The sequence below is a fragment of the Mycolicibacterium vaccae NBRC 14118 = CIP 105934 genome (assembly GCF_001552715.1).
In the GTDB taxonomy this organism is placed as follows: domain Bacteria; phylum Actinomycetota; class Actinomycetes; order Mycobacteriales; family Mycobacteriaceae; genus Mycobacterium; species Mycobacterium vaccae.
In genome coordinates this window covers 17,797-38,362 of the sequence record NZ_BCRS01000017.1, presented here as the reverse complement: position 1 = coordinate 38,362, position 20,566 = coordinate 17,797, and the positions used below count along the sequence as shown (strand labels likewise).

The 20,566-nt window shown below is 67.9% G+C and carries 23 protein-coding genes; 11 read left to right on the top strand and 12 right to left on the bottom strand.

What is annotated here, in order from left to right:
• Position 1 precedes the first annotated feature (1 nt).
• Together MVA01S_RS05700 and MVA01S_RS05695 are read right to left on the bottom strand one after the other, a co-directional pair.
• Positions 2-496, bottom strand: a complete 495-nt coding sequence (locus MVA01S_RS05700) for a disulfide bond-forming protein DsbE (RefSeq protein ID WP_003932985.1) — start codon at positions 494-496, stop codon at positions 2-4.
• 75 nt (positions 497-571) lie between these two features.
• Entirely contained in the window at positions 572-2,026 is a 1,455-nt protein-coding gene (locus tag MVA01S_RS05695) for an MFS transporter (RefSeq protein ID WP_237024460.1), read from the bottom strand.
• Positions 2,027-2,185: 159 nt separating this feature from the next.
• Here MVA01S_RS05695 and MVA01S_RS05690 point away from each other — a divergent pair, with 159 nt between their 5' ends.
• Together MVA01S_RS05690 and MVA01S_RS05685 are read left to right on the top strand one after the other, a co-directional pair.
• Positions 2,186-3,409, top strand: a complete 1,224-nt coding sequence (locus MVA01S_RS05690; RefSeq protein ID WP_144033082.1) for a hypothetical protein — start codon at positions 2,186-2,188, stop codon at positions 3,407-3,409.
• Between the two features lie 21 nt (positions 3,410-3,430).
• Positions 3,431-4,294: a hypothetical protein gene (locus MVA01S_RS05685; RefSeq protein WP_003932988.1), complete on the top strand. Its 864-nt coding sequence runs from the start codon at positions 3,431-3,433 to the stop codon at positions 4,292-4,294.
• 6 nt (positions 4,295-4,300) lie between these two features.
• On the opposite strand, the gene MVA01S_RS05680 is transcribed toward MVA01S_RS05685, so the two are convergent.
• From MVA01S_RS05680 to MVA01S_RS05640, 9 genes are all read right to left on the bottom strand, one after another.
• On the bottom strand, positions 4,301-5,062 hold the full coding sequence (locus tag MVA01S_RS05680) for a M35 family metalloendopeptidase (RefSeq protein WP_003932989.1): 762 nt from the start codon (positions 5,060-5,062) through the stop codon (positions 4,301-4,303).
• A gap of 30 nt (positions 5,063-5,092) precedes the next feature.
• Complete coding sequence (locus MVA01S_RS05675) at positions 5,093-5,479, bottom strand: hypothetical protein (protein ID WP_040542762.1); 387 nt, start codon at positions 5,477-5,479, stop codon at positions 5,093-5,095.
• A 96-nt stretch (positions 5,480-5,575) separates the two neighbouring features.
• On the bottom strand, positions 5,576-6,088 hold the full coding sequence (locus tag MVA01S_RS05670; RefSeq protein ID WP_003932991.1) for a hypothetical protein: 513 nt from the start codon (positions 6,086-6,088) through the stop codon (positions 5,576-5,578).
• 84 nt (positions 6,089-6,172) lie between these two features.
• Positions 6,173-6,943, bottom strand: a complete 771-nt coding sequence (locus tag MVA01S_RS05665; protein WP_003932992.1) for a hypothetical protein — start codon at positions 6,941-6,943, stop codon at positions 6,173-6,175.
• A gap of 18 nt (positions 6,944-6,961) precedes the next feature.
• Positions 6,962-7,537, bottom strand: coding sequence for a hypothetical protein (locus tag MVA01S_RS05660; RefSeq protein ID WP_003932993.1), 576 nt, complete (start codon positions 7,535-7,537; stop codon positions 6,962-6,964).
• A 29-nt stretch (positions 7,538-7,566) separates the two neighbouring features.
• Positions 7,567-8,448: a transglutaminase-like domain-containing protein gene (locus MVA01S_RS05655; protein ID WP_159426302.1), complete on the bottom strand. Its 882-nt coding sequence runs from the start codon at positions 8,446-8,448 to the stop codon at positions 7,567-7,569.
• Positions 8,449-8,605: 157 nt separating this feature from the next.
• Positions 8,606-8,935, bottom strand: a complete 330-nt coding sequence (locus tag MVA01S_RS05650) for a hypothetical protein (protein ID WP_003932995.1) — start codon at positions 8,933-8,935, stop codon at positions 8,606-8,608.
• 93 nt (positions 8,936-9,028) lie between these two features.
• Complete coding sequence (locus tag MVA01S_RS05645; RefSeq protein ID WP_003932996.1) at positions 9,029-9,643, bottom strand: response regulator transcription factor; 615 nt, start codon at positions 9,641-9,643, stop codon at positions 9,029-9,031.
• 108 nt (positions 9,644-9,751) lie between these two features.
• Positions 9,752-10,288 carry a response regulator transcription factor gene (locus MVA01S_RS05640; protein ID WP_051015365.1) on the bottom strand — a complete coding sequence of 179 codons (537 nt, stop codon included), beginning with the start codon at positions 10,286-10,288 and terminating at the stop codon, positions 9,752-9,754.
• 369 nt (positions 10,289-10,657) lie between these two features.
• Between MVA01S_RS05640 and MVA01S_RS05635 the strand changes: the two genes are divergently transcribed.
• The 4 genes from MVA01S_RS05635 (at position 10,658) to MVA01S_RS05620 (ending at position 13,819) form a co-directional block, all read left to right on the top strand.
• Positions 10,658-10,969, top strand: coding sequence for a DUF3303 domain-containing protein (locus tag MVA01S_RS05635; protein ID WP_040542873.1), 312 nt, complete (start codon positions 10,658-10,660; stop codon positions 10,967-10,969).
• 51 nt (positions 10,970-11,020) lie between these two features.
• On the top strand, positions 11,021-12,250 hold the full coding sequence (locus tag MVA01S_RS05630) for an FAD-dependent oxidoreductase (RefSeq protein ID WP_003932999.1): 1,230 nt from the start codon (positions 11,021-11,023) through the stop codon (positions 12,248-12,250).
• A gap of 9 nt (positions 12,251-12,259) precedes the next feature.
• Positions 12,260-13,045, top strand: a complete 786-nt coding sequence (locus MVA01S_RS05625; protein ID WP_003933000.1) for an SDR family NAD(P)-dependent oxidoreductase — start codon at positions 12,260-12,262, stop codon at positions 13,043-13,045.
• A 75-nt stretch (positions 13,046-13,120) separates the two neighbouring features.
• Positions 13,121-13,819: a hypothetical protein gene (locus tag MVA01S_RS05620; RefSeq protein ID WP_237024321.1), complete on the top strand. Its 699-nt coding sequence runs from the start codon at positions 13,121-13,123 to the stop codon at positions 13,817-13,819.
• Here MVA01S_RS05620 and MVA01S_RS05615 read toward each other — a convergent pair.
• Complete coding sequence (locus MVA01S_RS05615) at positions 13,808-14,761, bottom strand: L-lactate dehydrogenase (protein WP_003933002.1); 954 nt, start codon at positions 14,759-14,761, stop codon at positions 13,808-13,810. The two genes, MVA01S_RS05620 and MVA01S_RS05615, sit on opposite strands and share 12 nt — an antisense overlap.
• 148 nt (positions 14,762-14,909) lie before the next feature.
• Here MVA01S_RS05615 and MVA01S_RS05610 point away from each other — a divergent pair, with 148 nt between their 5' ends.
• Genes MVA01S_RS05610 through MVA01S_RS05590 form a run of 5 tightly spaced genes read left to right on the top strand, consistent with a single transcriptional unit; the run spans position 14,910 to position 20,566 of the window.
• The gene (locus tag MVA01S_RS05610) at positions 14,910-16,568 is read left to right on the top strand and encodes an ABC transporter substrate-binding protein (RefSeq protein ID WP_003933003.1); all 1,659 of its coding nucleotides are present in this window, start codon (positions 14,910-14,912) and stop codon (positions 16,566-16,568) included.
• Positions 16,565-17,584, top strand: coding sequence for an ABC transporter permease (locus MVA01S_RS05605; RefSeq protein ID WP_003933004.1), 1,020 nt, complete (start codon positions 16,565-16,567; stop codon positions 17,582-17,584). Before MVA01S_RS05610 ends, MVA01S_RS05605 begins: the two co-directional genes overlap by 4 nt.
• Positions 17,585-17,586: 2 nt before the next feature.
• Positions 17,587-18,549, top strand: coding sequence for an ABC transporter permease (locus MVA01S_RS05600; RefSeq protein ID WP_003933005.1), 963 nt, complete (start codon positions 17,587-17,589; stop codon positions 18,547-18,549).
• On the top strand, positions 18,546-19,535 hold the full coding sequence (locus tag MVA01S_RS05595) for an ABC transporter ATP-binding protein (RefSeq protein WP_003933006.1): 990 nt from the start codon (positions 18,546-18,548) through the stop codon (positions 19,533-19,535). The genes MVA01S_RS05600 and MVA01S_RS05595 overlap by 4 nt, the downstream gene beginning before the upstream one ends.
• Positions 19,532-20,566 carry an ABC transporter ATP-binding protein gene (locus MVA01S_RS05590; RefSeq protein ID WP_003933007.1) on the top strand — a complete coding sequence of 345 codons (1,035 nt, stop codon included), beginning with the start codon at positions 19,532-19,534 and terminating at the stop codon, positions 20,564-20,566. Before MVA01S_RS05595 ends, MVA01S_RS05590 begins: the two co-directional genes overlap by 4 nt.

The following is a 20,566-nucleotide window of genomic DNA, read 5'->3' as shown; positions in this document are numbered from 1 at the left end:
TTTACGCGCCGAGCGCGGACACCCGCTCCTGGAGTTCCTGTTCCGGCATCGCCGAGGTCGGGTTGTTCACGAACGTCGACGAGCCGTCGGCGCGGTAGAACACGTAGGCGGGCTGCCACGGCACGTTGTAGCGCGCCCAGATGGCGCCGTCGGCGTCGTCGAGGTTGGTGAAGTTCAGGCCGTACTTCGACACGAATCCCCGCATCGCGTCGACGTCGGAGCGGGCGGCGACACCCACGAACGTCACTCCCGGGTTCGCCGCGGCGACCTTGCTGACCGACGGCGCCTCGGCGTTGCAGAACGGGCACCACGGAGTCCAGAACCACAGCACCGCGGGCTTGCCCTGCAGCGACGCCCCGTCGAACGGCGCGCCGCTGAGCGTGGTCGCGGTGAAGTCGAGCCGGTCGTCGGCCAGCGCGGTCGGTGGGCTCGCCCCGATCAGCAGCAGAACCGCGGCGACGACGCCGGTCGCCAGACGCAGGAATCGATGAATCATGAGCGGCTCCTCTGGATGATGACGGCCAAGTCCGGGCATACCCGCCGCCGGGGCCGCCTACTCATGTCTGTCCTGTCAGCAGCTCTCGGTGGCCGGATGGGGCGGCAGGCCCGCGAGCCCGCAGTGGGTGCAGTTCTCGACCGGAATCCGACCGGTCCGACCGATCGGCGCGCGCCGGATCCCGACGCCCGCCATCACCGCGGCGATCACCATGAGGGCGGCCGAGATCAGCAAGGCCACACGGAAGCCGGTCGCGAAGGCCTCGGGCGCGGCGTAGTCGCCGCCGCTGATCCCTGCCACCCCGGGGAGCACGGCCACGGCCAGCAGCCCACCGGCACGGGCCAGCGCGTTGTTCACCCCCGAGGCGGATCCGGCCATGCTCTCAGGGGCGGAGTCCAGCACCGTCGCGGTCAGCGGGGCCACCACGAGCACCATGCCGGCACCGAAGACGACAGCCGCGGGCGCGACGTCGAACGGCCACGACGCGTCGGGGCCTATCCGCATCATCAGCAGGAGACCGCCTGCGGCGATCAACGGGCCGACGGTCATGGGCAGCCGCGGCCCGATCCGACTGGAAAGCGCTCCGGCGCGCGACGAGAAGACGAGCATCACCGCGGTGAACGGCAGCAGTGCGGTACCTGCGGCGACCGGACTGAAGCCGGCGACGATCTGCAGTTGCAGCACCAGCAACAGGAACACCGCGCCGAGCGCCCCGTAGATCAACAGCGTCATCGCATTGGCCACCCGGAAGTTCCGGTCGCTGAACAACTTCGGCGACACGAGCGGATGATCGGAGCGGCGCTCCACGACGACGAACGCGGTCAGCGCGAGGACGCCGACCGCGATGCTCGACACCGACCCGAAGTCCGCACGGCCGGTTCCGAGTTCGGTGAGCCCATGCGTGAGCGCCCCCAGCCCGGCCACCATCAGCACGGCACCGGCGAGATCGAGACCTCTCGACGCTTCCCAGTTACGGCTTTCGGGGACCCGCGCCGCGGTCACCGCGACCACGATGACCGCCAGCGGCAAATTGATGAGGAAGACTGCACGCCAACTCCACTCGACCAGGATGCCACCCAGGAACGGGCCTACGGCCCCGGCGATCCCGCCCAGACCGGACCATGCGCCGATCGCCGCAGCCCGGTCATCGGCACGGAATGACGCCGAGATCAACGCCAGACTGCCGGGTGTCAGCAGGGCACCGCCAACGCCCTGCAGTGCTCGCGCGGCGATGAGCACCTCGGCGTTCGGGGCGAGGCCGCAGGCCAGGGAGGCCAGCGCGAACCAGACCACCCCGATCAGGAAGATCCGCCGCCGCCCGAACCGGTCTCCGAGAGCACCGCCCAGCAGGATGAGGGAGGCCAGCGTGAGTGTGTACGCGTTGACGATCCACTGCAGACTGCCGAATCCCGCCCCGAGGTCGCTGCCGATGTGCGGGAGCGCGACGTTGACCACGGTGCCGTCGACCATCACCAGGCCGGATCCGAGCACCGTGGCCAGCAGCACCCACCGTCCCGACGCCGTACCCATCTGCACTGCGGTCACGTCAGCCCACCCCGGTTCCCGGCATGCCCGAAAGTCTGCCCGCTCACCCCTGCCGGCACACCCCTGTCGCCGCGAGGATGACGTCATGAACAGACGCGCCCCGGGCGGGGATTCGAGCCAGGCTGGTGGCGTGCCATGTACGTCGTGACCGGTCCGGGCCTCGGGCAGCCTCCAGGTGCGTCCGCCGATTGTTCGGCCGTCTCCGTCGACCGCTTCGACAAGCAACCAGCCGAGCTGCGGCGGGTGGTGTCCGCGTCGTTCGCCAAGCCGGCCGAATGGTTCGACGGGCTCGACCGCGACGTCCGCTTCGCGCTGACGACGATCTTCAACCGGATGTGCCGCTACGGGGTGTGGCCACAGGTTCACCGCATCGTCAAGGTCACCGCCGGCGAGGCGCCCTTCATGGTCGCCGATCGCGCACTTCGGGTCCCGGGCGTCACGCCGGCGGTGCACTTCGCCGCGCAATCCGGCGATGCGCTCATCCGATCGCTGATGGCCACGGGCCGGTTCTGCATGGCCCAGGGAGTGGGTGCGAGCCTGCACAAAGGGCAGACCACGCTGCGGGAGATCTCACCGTCCGACAGCCTCCACATCTCCGTCGGATCGCCGAGATCGCGCGACGAGTTCGACGCCCACCTCGACCTGTACTCGCCGACACCCGAGCACACCGGAAGCAGCTTCTGTTCCAACCGCCCGTCGATGGCCGCCCTCGCCCACATCGGCCGGGAGGTGATCCCCGAAGGATTCCGCAAACTCACCGGAATACCGGGCGTACAGGTCTTTCCCGAACCCGCCGCGCCTCCCCCCGTCCCGCCCTCGCCGAGGCAGGAGCCACCCCCATCCGACATCGTGCGCCTGACCTGGCGCGGCCCCCGTCGCGGCGCCAGGCCCCGGACGCCCAGCCAGGCAGGCGCCGTCCTACCGGTCGACGTGGTGACACGCATCGAACACGCGGTCGTAGAACAGGTCAGCCCCGAGGCGCTGCTGCCCTCGCACGTGCGGGCACGGCTCACCAGAACGCGCAGGGCCGCAGAAACCGCGGGACCCACCGAAGAGGCCGCCGCACGGTACGCCAGGGACACGGCCGAGCAGGAGGCGCAGACCTATCCCGACGCCCGGGTGTTCGCACTGGCACTCGCCGAGCAGCTCGAACAGGCGGGCCGCAGCAATGCAGCCTTCGTGAAAGTGGTTCTGCCGCAATACGGCACGGGTGACTTCGGCAGCCGCAAGGCGATCGCCGGTGAGATCCGACGCATCGCGCTCACGGTGCGCAAGTTCCTCCCCGGACGCGCCCAGGGCGTCCGGAGCATCGTGGTCGTCTTCGGCACCGGCACCGCCACCACCCGGGTCGATGTCCCGCTGCCGTAGCAGGCGTGCCCGAGGAATCCGATGTACCTTCGCACCGACTCCGGCCTCGGGGAGGCCGTACGCACCCGGCACACCGCCGTCGACGACGCGATCCGTCGCGCCCGAGCACAGATGAAGGCCGAGAGCGACCGCTACCAGGCGGCGGCCCGGCAAGGCCACACCGTGGTGAAGGGGTTGCGGTATTTCGACAGGCTCTCGCAGTGGGCCCGCGAGGCGGAGTTCCTGGAGAACCTGAAGGCGGTGTACGAGAACCAGTCCGGCGTCCCGTTGAACTACACGAGGTTCCCGGTCACCAAGACGGACGCTCAGGGCCGCTCCACCCGCAACACCCCGTGGCGCTTCACGCCGCAGCGGCAGCAGTTCGACCGCTCGGAGGCGGCAGGCAGCTTCTGTCTCGGCTCGACGCGGAGTATGGCGCTCCGGTCGATATTCGGAGTCGGCAAACCGACGTACCGCACGGTGCTCGCCGCGTTGAACTCGGCCATCCTCGCAGCCAGGTCCGATCGCGACGCCTCGGCCGAAGCGCGGCTGCTGATCAGCCGGATCGTCAGCCACACGGCCGATCCCGGCAGTCTGGCCCAGTTCAACCAGGACCTCGCCGAGCGATACGGCGTCACGAACGTCAAGGTCGTGGCAGTGGACAGGCGTCGGGCCATGGATGCGCTCAAGGCGGGCGCACCCGTCATGGCGGACCTGGAAGGGGGCTGGCACTGGGTGATGGTCAGTCGTTCCCCCCGTGGCGAACTCTGGGCCAATGATCCGCTGGTCGACCGCACCATCCGCAGGATCACGGCTGCCGAGTTGGGCAACAGATTCGAGATCGTCGTCGACGCGACCACTTCCCAGCCGATCGTGCCGGGGAATTCGGCTCCCTACCAACGCTGATCGTCGTCAGCAGACCGCTGCGGGGCAGGCAGTGGCCCGGCAGTTGCAGACGTCGAACGGGTCCGGAGTCACTCCTGCGAGGCGCAGGGCGAACGCTTCGTAACAGGCGTTGCGGATCCTGCCCTGACCGACATCCCGAAGATGGCCGTACAGCAGATGGAGCATCTCGTGGATGATGATCCCGGCCCGGATGTCCCTGGTTGCCGCCCAGAACAGCGGGCACAGCACCACGGTGTTGCGTCCGGCGCCCGGATGCACCCAGCCGTTGTCGCACGGTGTGCAGCATGTCAGATCGTGATCCGCGCAACCGGCCGTCGCTGGTCGGCATTCGAAGGTGATGCGCCGACCGCCGTCGAGTTCCCTGGCCGCGGAACGTAACCGGCTGGCCACGCTGACGCCCGAAGCCTGCTGCCCTGCCCACGGAACCGGCCGCGACGGATCGTGGCCGAAGAAGTTGCGGAAGATGGTCGCCGTGCGTACCGCGTCCGCGTCGCGCGCCGCGGGTGCCACGCTGATCGACGCGTCGACCTTGTCGGCAGCGGTACGGGCGAGCCCGATCGCGCGAACGATCGCCTGCCGCAGGGCTGTTCGGCACTGTGCGGCAGTCGGCAGGGGACAGGGCGCGCACGCCGGGAACTCGAAGATCGGCGCGCCGAGCAGGCCTTGATCCTCATGCGCACCGGCCACTGACGTGTCGACGCGCCCGGCCCGGCGGCGGTGCACCAGCTTCGGGACATCACCGCGTGTCGATTGATCGCTGAGATACATTGTCGTGCCTCCTGATTCTCCCCAGCTGATTCACAACGATCTCGGCGCACCGCCGAATCGGGTGTCGTACCAGTGCCGTCCCACGAGTCTGCCGCCGACCTCGGACAGCACGTCGGTGCCGGTAGCGCCGACATTGCGGATGATGAACTCGATGGTCGCGGACTCCGGAAGCCTGATATCGATCGGAACCGCTGAGGATCCCCACGGGTTGATGATGTGCTCGAACGTCAGATAGGGGTCGAGCGGTTGGGCGCCGGAACGGATCTGCCACTGGTACCCCGGAGTCCGGATCTTGGTCGGGTCGGCGGCATACCGGTCGGTGAACTGGGTGAAAAAGCGCAGCATTCCGCAGTACCGGGGCCGCAGCGAGTACCGCGCCAGCACGATCTCCTGACCCGGGCCGGGGGCGGGCAGCACAGCGCTGCTGTCGAACGGAGCGGAGTCAAGCGGGTTGTCGCATACGTCGCACTGGCCTGCACCCGGCCGCCCGCACTGCTGATACGCCGGCATCGGTCATATCCCGGCGCCGAGTATCTTGTAGCCGTGCAGGGCGATGAACAACTGCGCACCCTGATACAGCGGCCCGTCCGAGATCTCATCGACCACCACCCGGATCGTGGACCGTGGCTGGAACAGCATCGGCTTGGCCATCGGTCGGAACGGTCGGCGACCGTCGGGACCGCCCAGCCCGGCGGTGTTGTGGATCGACCGGTTCTGCAGCTCGCGGCCCGTTCCGCTGTCGATGATGCTGTAGGTGAAGTCGATACCGAAAACCCTTGCGGCCAGGGCTCGCAATCCCACCCGCGGATCGTTGAACAACCCCGTCAGCAACTGGTTGACGTCCGGCATGCTGAACACCACCGGGCCGGCCGGTTCGGCCGGGACGAAGCTGTACCCGATGGAGGTCGCGACGAACACGCCGTCGACGGAGACGTTGATGACGTCCTCGATCCGAGCGCCTCTCCTGCCTGCCAGGGTGAAGACCGCGACATGGTCGTACGGGATCTCCTTGAGCCGCGTCGGCACGACCCAACCATCGGAACGCAATTCCTGACGTGAGCCGAGTATTCGCGCCGCGCCCAATCGGTCGTCCTGCATATCGTCCGCCCCCTACCAGAGTGGTCGCCACATATCGGGAGCCACCGCGGGCCTGACGAAAGCCCGTGTCTGCGGCGGCTGCGGCGCCACGTAGGCGTCGATACCGCGCAGTCCGGAACACGAGCACGCTCGTGCTCCCGGCTGCCGGAGATAGCCCTCGGTCCCGCGTAGATCGTCGTCGTCGCCGTCGAGTTCGTCGCCGTCGAGTTCGTCGCCGTCGAGTTCATCGTCTTCGAGACCACGCAGATACTCCTCGTCGGAAAGCTGCTCGTCCTCACCCACGCCCGGCATCTGGTACAGGCTGCCGTCCGGGGCCTGGTACAGCCCGTCGTACCCCGTCAGGTCGTCGACGCCGTCGGGTACGGGAACCGGCGGCTCCGGTACCTGCTGCGCGACGGTCGGCGGCGGTGCCGCCGGCGACCGCCGGACCACCGGTGCCGGACGCGCCACCGGTGTCAGGAACCGCCGGAGCCGGGGCGCCACGCCGGCAGCCACCATCGGCAGCACCGTCTTGGCGATGCCGGGCAGCAGGGACCAGAAACCGACGGGGTCGCCCAGTCCGTCATAGCCCTGCACCCACTGATACAGCCGGCCGTCGTCTCCCAGCCTCACCTCGCCGGGTATCGCATCGGCGCCGTCCTCCAGTCCGCCGTCGAAACCCTGCAGCTGGAACAGTGATCCATCGGGGGATTGGTAGAGCGCCCCGTAGTCCGCGACGTCATCGAGTCCCTGCACGGTCATCAGCTCCTCGTCACCGAGACCGTAGAGATTGTCATCCTGCATCGGTATCACCGCCTTCCTTCACTGCACGTCTCGTGTCAGGTAGCCGTCGAGGACCACCCAGATGTGCCTGGGGCCGATCTCCTCGAGCAGCAGCGGTGCCACCCCACGCGGGAACAGCATTTCGACGCGGAAGTTCTGCTGCGGGTCGATGAAGACCGGCTCGGCGAACCGGAACGTCGAAAGTGGGTCGGGCTCACCGTGAGTCAGTGGCATCTCCCCGTTGGATCCGAGCACGCCCGCACCGGACGGAAACATGTAGGTCGGCGCGGTGATGGCCTCTTTCTCGCCTACCAGAAGCGAGACCACCGAGCCGTAGATCAGTTCCGGGATGAACAGATCGCGGGTGTCATAGCGGTCCGGGTTCGGACCGCTGACGACCACACGCATGGCCCTGGCCTCGAACGTGTTGAGGCTGGGCAGGACGCCGGAGGCCTGGAGGTTGGTCTCCAGCCGGGTCTTGTTCTGGACGTCGACGAAGAACCGGATGACGCTCGGATCCCTCATCACATCCGCGAGGGTCTCCCCCTCATTGATGAAGATGGCATCGTAGAGGGGGCTGTGCAGCTTCTCCTTGACGCCTGTCACACGTGCCATGGTCTCAATCTCCTTCTCTCTGTGCGGCTTCAGTGCCGCCGCACCGTCGGCCGGTAGTACCGGGGGGCTGGCGCGGCCACCGGCCGCGCCGGATAGCGCCAACGGTCGGGAGCCGGCCGCGGGTAGTAGCGCGTGCCGCCCGCGTAGTAACGGGCGCCGGGGTAGTAGGGCACGGCGGAGGGGTAAGTGGCGGAGTAAGCGGAGGGGTAATAGGCCGACGCGGCCGGAGCCTGGTATCCGGGCTGATCGGAACTTCGCAGCGCGGCGTCCAGCCGGCCCGCACTGCGCGGGCGGTTGCCCGGCGGTAGTCCTTGCCGCCAGAGTCGCAGCAGCAGCCGCCGCACCCAGGGATCGCGGGACAGCATTCCCCGCGCCCGCAGTGCGTCCCAGACCCCCCTCACCCGCGGATCGCGCGGTTGCAGACCACTGGTCCGCACTGCCTCGACCAGCTCCGCGGCACCGTACGGTTGACCGAGGCCGTCATCGATGTCACTCATGCTCATGACCGGTCTCCTTTGCAGCGAGATGACTTTCTTCACGATCGCCCGGGGTTTCCAGCCCATGGGATGCGGCACCGTCGCATCCGCGGCGATCCACCGCCCCCGGAACTGAACCTCGGGGTAGACGTGGCTGAACAGGTCGGGGCGCCGGGCATTCGGACCGATCACCACGATTCGGACGGGATGCCCGATCGACTGCAGCATCGCGCCGAGCAGGATGGTCATGTCGTCGCAGTCACCGGCACGCAACTCGAGCATCCGGCGTGCCGAATGCAGCAACTCCACCCGATGCGGGTCACGGGTGTAGCGGATGTTGCCCTGCACCCATTCGAACAGCGCCTTGATCTCGCCGAGGTAGTCCCTGGCGCGGACCCTCTGCGCGGTCAGGATGTCGACCGCCCGCCGGCGCACCACGAAATCCTTTGCGCCGTCCAGAATGAACCTCCGTATCTGCTCGACTGTCCAATCCGTCCCACGCTCTCCGGACGGGATCCTCCTGGTCGTGATGTGCGGTGGCCGTAGACGTTTCGTGACAGCCGTGGAGCGGGTGCGACAGACAATGCTCATCTCAGCCCCGCACACTCGCGCGCAGCGTGTCCGCACTGAGCGGTCGCGACCGGCACTCGCCGCCGCCGAACCTCGGAAAGATCCGGATCGTCTCCTCGGAGGCCGAACAGGCGATCACCGTCACTGCGGGGCAGGCGGACGCGACCCGCGCCGCACGCGGGAGATCGCTGCATCCGGCATCGATCACCACCACGTCCGGAGCCCGGTCGACAACGGCGCTCATCACACATTCGAGTGCGCACTCGTCGACGACGAAGTCCGGCGAGCACAGGATGGCCCCGATCCCCCGCCGTGCCACCTCACCGAAACCCGCCACCAGAATCTGGAGCACATGTGGCCTCCTACCTGTCGGAGACCGACGCTAATCCGGCATACCCTCCGAGACGAGAGGCCGAAGGGCAACCATCGGGGCAACGACGACGGACTACAGCGCTCCCTGACGCGCCATCACGGCAACGGCTTCGGCCCGCGTCCGACAGTGAAGCTTGGCGAGCGTGTCGTGCACGATGTTCTTGACCGTGCGCTCCGAATAGCACAGCTCGCCGGCGATGTCCCGAGTCGAACTACCCTGCGCAAGCAGTCGCAGAACGTTGAGTTCGCGGCAGGCCAGGACCCCGCGATCCACCAGCGAGGCCGGGCTGTTGCCGCACCCGAGAAGCGGCGCCACTATCGCCGGTGGAATGGAGCCCACACCACAGGCCACCGCCCGGCACACCGCGACCAGGCCGGCCGGCGTGATCTCCTCCCGGATCAACAGGCCGGCGAAACCAGCCTTGACCGCGGCCTCCATCAAGGCCGACGAGTTCGCCTCGGCGATACCGACACAGCGCGTCCCGGCGGCCACGAAGTCGGTCCCGGCCGACACGGCCGCCCGGTCCAACTCCAGAAGGAAGATCTCCGCGAGGGCTGGATCCGGCACCGGAAGCAGGTGCGAACCCTCGCCCACGATCGCGAAACCGGACGAGGCCAGACAGTCCGCGAGCCCCCGCCGAAAGATCGCGTTGGAGTCGTCCACCCAGAGGGTGACTGTGCGCTCCATCTGTTCATTGAACCAACATCGACGTCCCACCGGGCTGGGTTGCGGTGCGTACCTTCGGGCGATTTCCCCGCCGCGCCTTGCCCTTTGGTGCTGCCCGTACGGGAAATGTCAGATCATCCCCTGCCGGATCGCCTCGGCGACGACGTGCGCCCGGGTGCGCGCCACCAGGTGTCGTTCGGCATCCCGGATGGCGTACTTCACGGTCCGCTCCGAGCATCCCACCGCGTCGGAGATCTCGCGGGTCCCGTAACCGGCGGCAAGCAGACGCAACACCCGCAGGGATCGTTCGGGCAGGCCGACCGGAACGGACACGGCGGAACCGGCGACGCCCACGCGAAGTCCGCTTGCGGCGGCGTGGACGGCGGCGCCGAGTTGATTCTCGGTGAGCTGACTGCGTGGCAGCACCGCGACCACGTTGCCGCCCCCGCTCGTCCTGTCCCCCGGCGCATCGCTGCAGACCAGGACAGGACCCTGCGTCGTGATCTCGGCTGCGGCGAGATCCGAGGCGATCACCACGTCCGCAGCCTCGGGAACCGGACCGATCGCCCCTTCGAAAATGATGTCGACGTCGTCGCTGCCTTCCAGGCATGCCCGCAGTCCTCGACGGAAGATGGCGTTCTCGTCGAGAACCGCCACGCGAATCATCCGACGACAGTTGTCGGCGGATTGATTGTTGCTCGCATCCACAGGGCCCCCTTGGTGAAGTCACCGACCAGGTGCCGAAGTACGCAGTACATTGTGCACCGCGGCGGTCCTCTTGTCGCGGGTACCGAGCAACGCGGTTGTCACCGCGGATCCGGCGGCCGGTAACCGGCGGCGAACCGTCAAGATCAGGCGAGCGAACCGGCAGCAACCCACACCGGCAACGTCCACCTGCGTGCAGCTAAAAACTGCTGCTACAGCTACTCTTTGGTGTTTCAAGCAGCTCCCTCGGCGTCCTGCGGTTCACCTGCGCGCCGTCGCCTACCGGCGCACACTGAGGCCTTCCCACCAGCTATGCGCCAGGAGGACCTGATGAAGTACGCCATGACCTGGACGTCGCGCCTCGGCGCCGCGGGCAAGGACAACGAAGAGGCGCTGCGCCGGGCATTGGAGCTGTTCTCCAAATGGCAGCCCCCGGCCGGCACGACGTTCCACCAGTTCGTCGGTCGGGTCGACGGTGAGGGCGGGTTCGCCATCGTGGAGACCGACAACGGCACCGAACTGCTCGCCGAGACCATGAAGTTCAGTCCCTTCAACTCCTTCCAGATCCACCCCGTGGTCGACATGGACCAGTGGGCGCAGGCCGCGCAGCAGGGCATCGACTACCGGAACTCGATCGGCTGACAGTCCCCGGATACCGCCGACACCGCGCTGCCCGGCTGGCACGATCGTCCGATGAGCGCGAAAACCACGTGTGCGGTCGTCGGTGGCGGTCCCGCCGGCATGGTGCTCGCCCTGCTGCTGGCCCGTGCCGGTGTCGAAGTGACGGTCCTGGAGAAGCACGGGGATTTCCTGCGCGACTTCCGCGGCGACACCGTGCACCCGACGACGTTGCGGCTCCTCGACGAGCTCGGGCTGTGGCCGAGATTCGCCGCGTTGCCACACAGCGAGTTACGCCGGGTGACCGTGGAGGTGGCGCCCGGGCGGTCCGTCACCATGGTCGACTTCGAGAGGTTGCGCCAGCCCCACCCGTACGTCGCGATGGTGCCGCAGTGGGATCTACTCAACCTGCTCGCCGAAGCGGGCGGGGCCGAGCCGGCGTTCACCCTGCGGATGCGCACCGAGGTGACCGGGCTCGTCCGGGACGGCGACCGCGTGACCGGCGTGCGCTATCGCGACGACGACGGCCCCGGCGAGCTGCGCGCCGACCTGACCATCGCCTGCGACGGCCGCAATTCCGTTCTGCGGCAACAGGTCGGCCTCCGACTGCGGCAGTTCCCGGTCAGCTTCGACGTGTGGTGGTTCCGGCTCCCCCGTGCCGACGACGACGCGATCTACACCCTGTTCCCGCGGCTCGCACCGGGCAAGGCCATGATCGTGATTCCGCGCCAGGGCTATCTGCAGATCGCGCTGCTGATCCCGAAGGGCGCCGACGCCGCGCTGCGGGCGCGGGGTCTGGACGCGTTTCGCGCCGACGTGCTGGGACTGCTGCCCGAGGCGGGCGCGTCCGTCGACACCATCACCACGCTCGACGACGTCAAATTCCTTGACGTTCGTCTGGATCGGTTGCGGCGCTGGCACACCGACGGTCTGCTGTTCCTCGGCGACGCCGCCCATGCGATGTCCCCGGCAGGCGGAGTCGGCATCAACCTCGCGATCCAGGACGGGGTCGCGGCGGCCCGACTGCTGGCCGCACCGTTGCGCGAGGGCACGGTGACGCCGCGGCGACTGGCCGCGGTGCGGCGCCGCCGTATCGCCGCGACCGCACTCACCCAGGCGTTGCAACGCGTGATCGACCGGCGGTTTCTCGGCCCGATCGTGCACGGGAACCTGAGCGGGCCACCCACAGCTCTGCTGCGCGTGGTTGAGCGCGCACCCTGGCTGACCGTCGTTCCGGCCTATCTCGTCGGCGTCGGGGTGCGGCCCGAGCGTGCACCGGACTTCGCGCGGCGGCCCCCCGCGTAAGGTCCCCCTGTGACCGATGCCGCCGCGCCGCCCAACCCCTTCGACCTGACCGGCCACGTCTCCGTGGTGACCGGTGGCGGCTCCGGGATAGGGCTGGGCATGGCCGAGGGACTGGCCCGTGCCGGAGCCACGGTCGCGATCCTGGGCCGCTCCGGGCAGCGGCTGGAGTCGGCCGCAGCCGCCCTGCGCGCGCACGGCAACCCGGTGCTGCCGGTGGTCTGCGACGTCACCGACGAACAGGCCGTCACCGACGCGATGGCGCGCATCCGGGGCGAATTCGGTTACCTGGATTCATGTTTCGCCAACGCCGGAATCCGCGGCACGTTCACCCCGACGCTGGAGACGTCGCTGGCCGAGTTCCGCGCGGTGACCAGCGTCGACCTCGACGGTGTGTTCGTGACGCTGCGCGAGGCGGCGCGGCAGATGGTCGAGGCCGGCCGTGGCGGCAGCCTGGTCGGGGTGTCGAGCCTGGGAGCGTTGCAGGGCATGCCGCGGCAGCCGGCCTACGCGGCGGCCAAAGCCGGGGTGACCTCGCTGATCGACAGCATGGCGGTGGAGTTCGCGCGCTACGGGATCCGCGCGAACACGGTCCAGCCCGGGTGGTTCGACACCGAGATGACCGCTGACGGGCTGGCCGACGAGCGGTTCAGCGCACGGGTGCTGCCGCGGGTGCCGGTGCGGCGATGGGGCACCGCCGACGACGTCGCGGGGGTCGCGGTCTATCTGGCCGGACCGGCCAGCGCCTATCACACCGGCGACGTGCTGCGCCTCGACGGCGGCTACCTGAAGTTCTAGCCCGCCCTGGCAAACCGCCCCGACGTTTGAGCCCGGGGTTCGACGGACATCAAGAGGACCGTGACCATGCTGCCGATGCTGCCTACCCCCGACGTGCAGATCACCGATGCCGGGGTGGACGCCGCGTTGACCGCCGCGGTGCGCATCATCAACCCGCTGCTCGACGTGTTGTGGGGGATGGATCCGTTCGCCCTGAAGCGTCGCGACGACGCCATCGGCCAGTTCCTCAACGCCGTCGACCTGCCCGGCACCGCGGCGTGGGACGCCATGGACGCCGAGGAGCGCATCGACTGGTGGGTCTGGCGGGTCGGCGCGGTGAACACCGTCGCGGTCGCCTTCCCCGGGGTGCTGGGGGTCCTGGGCCGCAGGCTGCCGATCCAGGATCTGCTCGGATTCGTCAGCCAGGCCACCGTGCTGTGCGCGGTGGCACGCGAACTCGGCGTCACCGACCACCGCGCGCAGGTGCGCATGTTGGCGGCGGTGCTGTGCGACCGCGATCTGTCGGTGATCGTGTACGAGCCCAGTGCCGCCCGCCCGCTCACCCGGATCCCGCAGCACCCGGCCGGTGTCGTCAAGGCGTGGTGGAACCTGGTCGGTCTGTTCGACGCGATCGGCGACGAACTCGCCAAGCGTCCGCAGCCACGCGCGCCGTTCCGGCTGCTGGGCCTGGTGCCCGGCGTCGGGGCCGTTGCCTCCTACTTCGGTGAATGCGGTGCGCTGGCGAGGTCGGCGAAGACGGGCCGACGCTGGATCGCGCGTCAGTCACAGCCCTAGCGACTGCTGGGCCTCCCGCAACGTGTCCGCCGAGGCCTGCAGGCCCTGCCGCTCCGAGTCCGACACCGACACCTCCAGCACCTGGCCGGCCCCCTGCCCGGAGACGACCGTCGGCAACGACAGCGCCACACCGGAGATCCCGAGCGCGCCCTGCTGCACGGTCGACACCGGCAGCACGCGGTGCTGGTCACCGAGTACCGCCTCGATGATGCGGGCCGACGACAGCCCGATCGCCAGGTTCGTCGCGCCCTTGCCCTTGATGATCTCGTAGGCGGCGTTGACCACCTCAGCCGAGATCCGGCGCTGGTTCTCCTGGTCGAAGATCAGCCCCCCGTCGCGGCGGAACTTCGCGGCCGGAACTCCGCCGATCGACACGCTCGACCACAGCGAGATCTCCGAGTCACCGTGCTCGCCGACGATGAAGCCGTGCACGTTGCCGACCGCGAGGTCGGCCTGCTCGGCGATGAGATAGCGGAATCTGCTGGAATCCAACACCGTTCCGGACCCGAACACGTGACCCGGAGCCGCGTCCACGGCGCGGGTGGCCGCAAAGGTGACGACGTCGACCGGGTTGGTGACGAAGATGATCACCGCGTCGGGGGAAAGCTCGAGCAACTGCGGGGTCAGCTGCTGGGCTATCGCGACGTTGGCCGCGGCGAGATCAAGCCTGCTCTGGCCGGGTTTCTGATTGGCGCCCGCGGTCACCACGATGACCGCCGAACCCGCCGTCACGGCGATGTCGTCGGAGCCGGTGATGCGGCAGTGCGGAACGAACTGGCTGCCGTGGTTGAGGTCGAGCACCTCGGCGCGCACCTTGGAGGTGTTGACGTCGTAGAGGGCGAGCGCCCCGGCAGAACCTCGAATCAGACATGCGTAGGCGATCGCGGTGCCGACGCTGCCCATCCCGACGATCGCGACCTTGTTGTTCTGTTCGACTGGCATCACCCCATTGTCGCCCCGAAGCGGTCCAACTGGAAGAAACCTGTGAAACTCGAGTTGCCGATCGGAAAAATTCCTCCAAGATGCTTAACGGTTCGAATAAGTAGTTGGAACTATTCACGGAATTCATCGATAACAGCAGGGGACCGCAATGCACCTACCGCGCGTGGCGCGACAAGCACTGACCATCGGCTGGATCGTCGCGCTGGCGGCCTCCGGGGCGACGGCCTGCGGCAGCGACGACAGTTCCGGCGGCGGCGGGGGCGGGGGCGGCGAGATCACCGTGTCGGCGACCTCGTTCCCCGACTACGTCGATCCGCAGATGTCCTACACCGTGGAGGGCTGGGAGGTGCTGTGGAACGTCTACACGCCGCTGTTGACCTACAAGCACGAGGCGGGTGAGGAGGGCACCAAGGTGGTGCCAGGGCTGGCCGAGTCATTACCGGAGATCTCGCCGGACGAGCTGACCTACAAGCTCAAACTGCGGCCGAACATGAAGTACTCCGACGGCACGCCGATCAAGGCGTCCGACTTCAGCTACGCGATCCAGCGCCTGTTCAAGACCGATTCGGGCGGCTCGGTGTTCTTCAACGTGATCGTCGGCGCCAAGGAGTACGCCGACGGCGCCGCCAACACCATCACCGGCATCACCACCGACGACGCCACCGGTGACATCACGATCCAGTTGACCCAGCCCAACGGCACTTTCGACAATCTTCTCGGCCTGATGTTCGCCGCGCCCGTCCCGCCGAGCACCCCGCTGGACACCGATGCCACGAACAGCCCGCCACCGGCCAGCGGACCGTTCATGATCTCCTCGGTCGAAGCCCCGAGACGCCTGACGCTGGAGCGTAATCCGCAGTTCCAGACCGTCAAGGACGCCGGCGCCGACGAGGTCCCCGACGCGGAAGTCGACAAGATCAACCTGATCGAGAACAAGAACCAGGGCTCGCAGGTCACCGACATCATCCAGAACAAGGTCGATTTCATGATGGACCCACCGCCGTCGGACCGGTTGCAGGAACTCAAGGCGCGCTATTCCGACCGGTTCCGCATGGAGGAGTCGATCAACACCTACTACATGTTCATGAACACCGAACGTGCCCCGTTCAACGACCTGAAGGTGCGCCAGGCGATCAACTATGCGATCGACCCCGAAGCGCTGAACCGGATCTTCGGTGGCCGGCTGCACCCGACCCAACAGATCCTGCCCCCCGGGATGCCCGGCTACCAGGAGTACAAGCTCTATCCGGGGCCCGATCTGGACAAAGCCAAACAGCTGATCGCCGAGGCGAATCCGGCCGACCGCGACATCACGGTGTGGACCGACGACGAGCCGGACCGCAAGCGGATCGGCGAGTACTACCACGATCTGCTGACCCAGCTGGGGTTCAACGCCACCCTGAAGGTCATCGCCGGGGACGTGTACTGGACGACGATCGGCAACCAGTCCACCCCCGACGTGGACACCGGGTTCGCCGACTGGTTCCAGGACTTCCCGCACCCGGACGATTTCTTCCGCCCGCTGCTGCACGGCGACAGCATTCTGCCGACGAACGGGAACAACCTGTCGCGCGCGAACATCCCGGCCAACAACGCCAGGATGGACGAGCTGCTGACCAAGCAGATCACCGACGAGGGCGTCGAGCAGCAGTACGCCGATCTCGACCGGGCGTACATGGAGCAGGCGGTGTGGGCGCCGTACGGCAACGAGCAGTTCACCACGTTCCTGTCCGAGCGGATGGACTTCGACGAGTCCTATCACCACCTGCTGTTCAAACAGGACTTCACCTCGTTCGCGCTGAAGTGACCGACGTCGTCGCCGTACCCGCGGCACCTCCCGGGACTCCCACCTCGCAGACCCAGGGCCGAAGCCCGTGGTATCTGGCGTGGCTGCGCCTGCGCCGCAACAAGATGGCACTCGGCTGCGGTGTGTTGTTCGTGCTGGTGGTGCTGCTGTGCCTGGCGGCGCCGTGGTGGGCCCAGCACGTGGCGCACACCGGGCCCAACGACAACCACATCACCGACACCATCGTCATCGACGGCGTGGCGACCGACATCGTGTCGCCCGACGGCACGCCGCTGGGGCCGGGTCTGCACGGGCGCTACCTGCTCGGGGCCGACCAGAACGGCCGCGACGTGATGGTCCGGTTGCTCTATGGCGGACGCACGTCGATCTACATCGGCCTGGCCGCCGCCGCGGTCACCACCGTGCTGGCCGTCGTGGTCGCACTGCTGGCCGGCTACTTCCGCGGGTGGATCGATGCGGCGCTGTCCCGGGTGCTCGACGTGATCTGGGCGTTCCCGGTGCTGCTCCTGGGCATCGCGCTGGGCACCGCGCTCGCCGTGGGTGGCCTGAAGCTGGGAGTTGTTGCCGTCGCCGGTGATTCGATCTGGATTCCGATCCTGATCATCGGTCTGGTGTACGTGCCCTACATGGCACGCCCGCTGCGCGGGGAGATACTCGCGTTGCGCGAGAAGGAGTTCGTCGAGGCCGCGGTCGCCCAGGGCATGGGGCCGCTGCGCATCATGGTCGGCGAGCTGCTGCCGAACATCATCTCGACGATCATCGTGTTCTTCACGCTGAACATCGCCAACAACATGCTGCTGGAGTCGGCGCTGAGCTTCCTCGGCGCCGGGGTCAGGCCGCCGAACGCGTCCTGGGGCACGATGATCGCCGACGGCTACCAGATGATCTACACCGCACCGCATCTGACGATCGTTCCGGGCCTGATGATCGTGGTGACGGTGTTGGCGCTCAACGTCTTCGGTGACGGCCTGCGCGACGCGCTGGATCCCAAGGCCCGAATCCGGTTGGAGCACTGAACATGGCACGCTTCGTGGCACGACGGGTGCTGGGCATGATCGCGGTGCTGTTCGCGATCTCGGTGATCGTGTTCCTGATCTTCAACGTCATCCCGAACTCGGACCCGGCGGCGCGCATCGCGGGCAAGAACGCCGATCCGCAGCTGATCGCCCGGGTCAACGCCGACCTCGGGCTCGACCAGCCGCTGCCGGTCCAGTACGTCACGATGATGAAGGAGATCTTCACCGGTCAGCTGACCTCCTATGCCAGCCATCGCAATGTGGTCGAACAGATCTGGGAGGGACTGCCTGCCACCTTCTCGCTGTGCATCGGCGCCGCGGTGATCTGGATGTCGCTGGCGGTGCTGTTCGGGTATCTCAGCGCCGTGCACGCGGGCAGGTTCGCCGACCGCGCGCTGACAATACTGTCCCTGGTCGGGATCTCGGTGCCGGTGTTCTGGCTGGCCGCGATCCTGCTCTACTTCCTGAGCTTCAAGGTCCAACTGTTCCCGACCGGGAGCTATGTGGAGCTGGCCGAGGACCCGCTGGGCTGGGCGTATCACCTTGTGCTGCCGTGGTTCACGCTGGCGGTGCTGTTCATCGGGTTCTACAGCCGGGTGCTGCGGTCCAACATGCTCGACGCGATGAACGAGGACTACGTGCGCACCGCCAGGGCCAAGGGTCTCAGCGAGCGGCAGGTGCGGGTCCGGCATGTGTTGCGCAACTCCATGATCCCGATCATCACCCTGTTCGGCCTGGATTTCGGGATGGTCGTGGGCGGCGGGGCGATCCTCACCGAGACGGTCTACAACCTCGACGGGGTGGGCCTCTACGCCGGGGAGGCGATCCGCAGCCTGGACCTGCCGCCCCTGATGGCGGTCACGCTGTTCGGCGCGTTCTTCATCGTTCTGTTCAACACGGTGGTCGACATCGCCTACGCGGTGCTCGATCCCCGAATCCGGTTGGGAGAGGCGGCAGTCGCGTGACACCCTTGTTGACGGTCGAGGACCTGCGGGTCAGTTTCGCCACCGAGGACGGCGTCGTCCGCGCGGTCGACGGGGTGTCGTTCGACCTGGCGCCGGGCGAGATCCTGGCCATCGTCGGCGAATCCGGCTGCGGCAAGAGCGTCACCGCCCAGACCCTGACCGGATTGACCCGTTCGCCCAACACCCGGGTCACCGGTTCGGTCACCTACCGGGGCCAGGAGTTGACCGGCCTGGACGAGGACGCCTTGCGCGGTATCCGGGGCGAGGAGATCGCGATGGTGTTCCAGGATCCGATGTCCTCGTTGAACCCGGTGTACCGGGTCGGGGATCAGATCGTCGAGATGATCCGGGCCCATCGCGACGTGTCCAGGAAGGAGGCCGAGCAGCGTGCCGTCGAACTGCTCGGTTCGGTGGGGATCCCGAATCCGCAAGAGCGGGTGCGCAGTTACCCGCACGAGTTCTCCGGCGGCATGCGGCAGCGGGTGATGATCGCGATGGCGCTGGCGGTGGAGCCGGCGGTGTTGATCGCCGACGAGCCGACGACCGCGCTGGACGTGACGGTGCAGGCGCAGATCCTGCGTCTGCTCGCCGATCTCAACCGGGAGCGCGACCTCGCGGTCGTGCTGATCACCCACGATCTCGGGGTGGTCGCCGAGGTCGCCGATCGGGTGGTGGTGATGTACGCCGGTCAGATCGTCGAGGACGGCAGCCTCGACGACATCTTCTATGCGCCGTCCCACCCTTACACCTGGGGGCTGTTGGGTTCCCTTGCGCGGCTGGACCATCCGCGCACCGAACGACTCGCGCAGATCTCGGGCGCGCCGCCGTCGCTGCTGGATCCGCCGTCGGGGTGCCGGTTCGCCCCGCGCTGCGCGTTCGAGTTCGACCGGTGCGCCGCGCCGCCCCCGCTGGCACCCGGTGGCACCGTCACCCACCTCGACCGCTGCTGGCTGGACGACCACGCGAAAGCCACGGTGGGGCCGTGAGCGCCCCGCTGCTGGAGGTGACCGACCTCGTCAAGCACTTCCCGATCAAGTCGGGGCTGGTCGTCGAGCGCGAGGTCGGCCGCGTCCGCGCGGTCGACGGGGTGAGCCTGACGTTGGAGGAGGGACAGACGCTGGGGCTGGTCGGCGAATCCGGTTGTGGCAAGTCGACGTTGTGCCGGGCAATCCTGCAGTTGACCGCGCCCACCTCGGGATCGGTGCGCTTCCTGGGGCAGGAGCTGGTCGGGATGTCGCGGCGCGAACTGCGCCCGCTGCGGCGCCAGATGCAGATGATCTTCCAGGATCCGTTCTCGTCGCTGAATCCGCGCAAACGGATCGGGCAGATCATCGGCGAGCCCATGCGGCTGCACGGTCTGGCCGACGGCGCCGACCTCACCCGGCAGGTGCAGGATCTGCTGGACCGGGTGGGCCTTCGGCCCGAGCATTTCAACCGGTACCCGCACGAGTTCTCCGGCGGCCAGCGGCAGCGGATCGGGATCGCGCGTGCGCTGGCGCTGCGCCCGAAGCTCATCGTCGCCGACGAGCCCGTCTCGGCGCTCGACGTGTCGGTGCAGGCCCAGATCGTGAACCTGCTCAAGGATCTGCAGGACGAGTTCGGTCTGTCCTATCTGTTCGTCGCGCATGACCTCGGCGTGGTCCGCCACGTGTCCGACCGTGTCGCGGTGATGTATCTCGGGAAGGTCGTCGAGGACTCGCGCACCGACGACCTGTACGGGCATCCGGTGCACCCCTATTCGGATGCGCTGCTGTCGGCGGTGCCGATCCCGGATCCCCGTCGCAACGCGGCGCGCGAACGCATCGTCCTGGACGGCGATGTGCCGAGCCCGACGAATCCCCCCACCGGGTGCCGCTTCCACACGCGCTGCCCGCGGGGTACCGAGATCTGCTCCTCCGACGAGCCGGCGATGGCGAACTACGGACCCGGGCACGCGGCAGCGTGTCACCATCCGAAAAGAGATCGGCCCGATCGGCTGTCCCCTCCGCAGCCGATCGAACCGACATTGCAAACATAG

What these genes read in the sequence shown, in the direction of transcription:
- MVA01S_RS05630 (WP_003932999.1), top strand. Translation starts at nt 11,021, where the DNA reads ATGAGCGCGAAAACCACGTGTGCGGTCGTCGGTGGCGGTCCCGCCGGC.
- MVA01S_RS05685 (WP_003932988.1), top strand. Translation starts at nt 3,431, where the DNA reads ATGTACCTTCGCACCGACTCCGGCCTCGGGGAGGCCGTACGCACCCGG.
- MVA01S_RS05660 (WP_003932993.1), bottom strand. Translation starts at nt 7,537, where the DNA reads ATGGCACGTGTGACAGGCGTCAAGGAGAAGCTGCACAGCCCCCTCTAC.
- MVA01S_RS05680 (WP_003932989.1), bottom strand. Translation starts at nt 5,062, where the DNA reads ATGTATCTCAGCGATCAATCGACACGCGGTGATGTCCCGAAGCTGGTG.
- MVA01S_RS05665 (WP_003932992.1), bottom strand. Translation starts at nt 6,943, where the DNA reads ATGCAGGATGACAATCTCTACGGTCTCGGTGACGAGGAGCTGATGACC.
- MVA01S_RS05635 (WP_040542873.1), top strand. Translation starts at nt 10,658, where the DNA reads ATGAAGTACGCCATGACCTGGACGTCGCGCCTCGGCGCCGCGGGCAAG.
- MVA01S_RS05600 (WP_003933005.1), top strand. Translation starts at nt 17,587, where the DNA reads ATGGCACGCTTCGTGGCACGACGGGTGCTGGGCATGATCGCGGTGCTG.
- MVA01S_RS05610 (WP_003933003.1), top strand. Translation starts at nt 14,910, where the DNA reads ATGCACCTACCGCGCGTGGCGCGACAAGCACTGACCATCGGCTGGATC.
- MVA01S_RS05620 (WP_237024321.1), top strand. Translation starts at nt 13,121, where the DNA reads ATGCTGCCTACCCCCGACGTGCAGATCACCGATGCCGGGGTGGACGCC.
- MVA01S_RS05615 (WP_003933002.1), bottom strand. Translation starts at nt 14,761, where the DNA reads ATGCCAGTCGAACAGAACAACAAGGTCGCGATCGTCGGGATGGGCAGC.
- MVA01S_RS05640 (WP_051015365.1), bottom strand. Translation starts at nt 10,288, where the DNA reads ATGATTCGCGTGGCGGTTCTCGACGAGAACGCCATCTTCCGTCGAGGA.
- MVA01S_RS05695 (WP_237024460.1), bottom strand. Translation starts at nt 2,026, where the DNA reads ATGGGTACGGCGTCGGGACGGTGGGTGCTGCTGGCCACGGTGCTCGGA.
- MVA01S_RS05645 (WP_003932996.1), bottom strand. Translation starts at nt 9,643, where the DNA reads ATGGAGCGCACAGTCACCCTCTGGGTGGACGACTCCAACGCGATCTTT.
- MVA01S_RS05700 (WP_003932985.1), bottom strand. Translation starts at nt 496, where the DNA reads ATGATTCATCGATTCCTGCGTCTGGCGACCGGCGTCGTCGCCGCGGTT.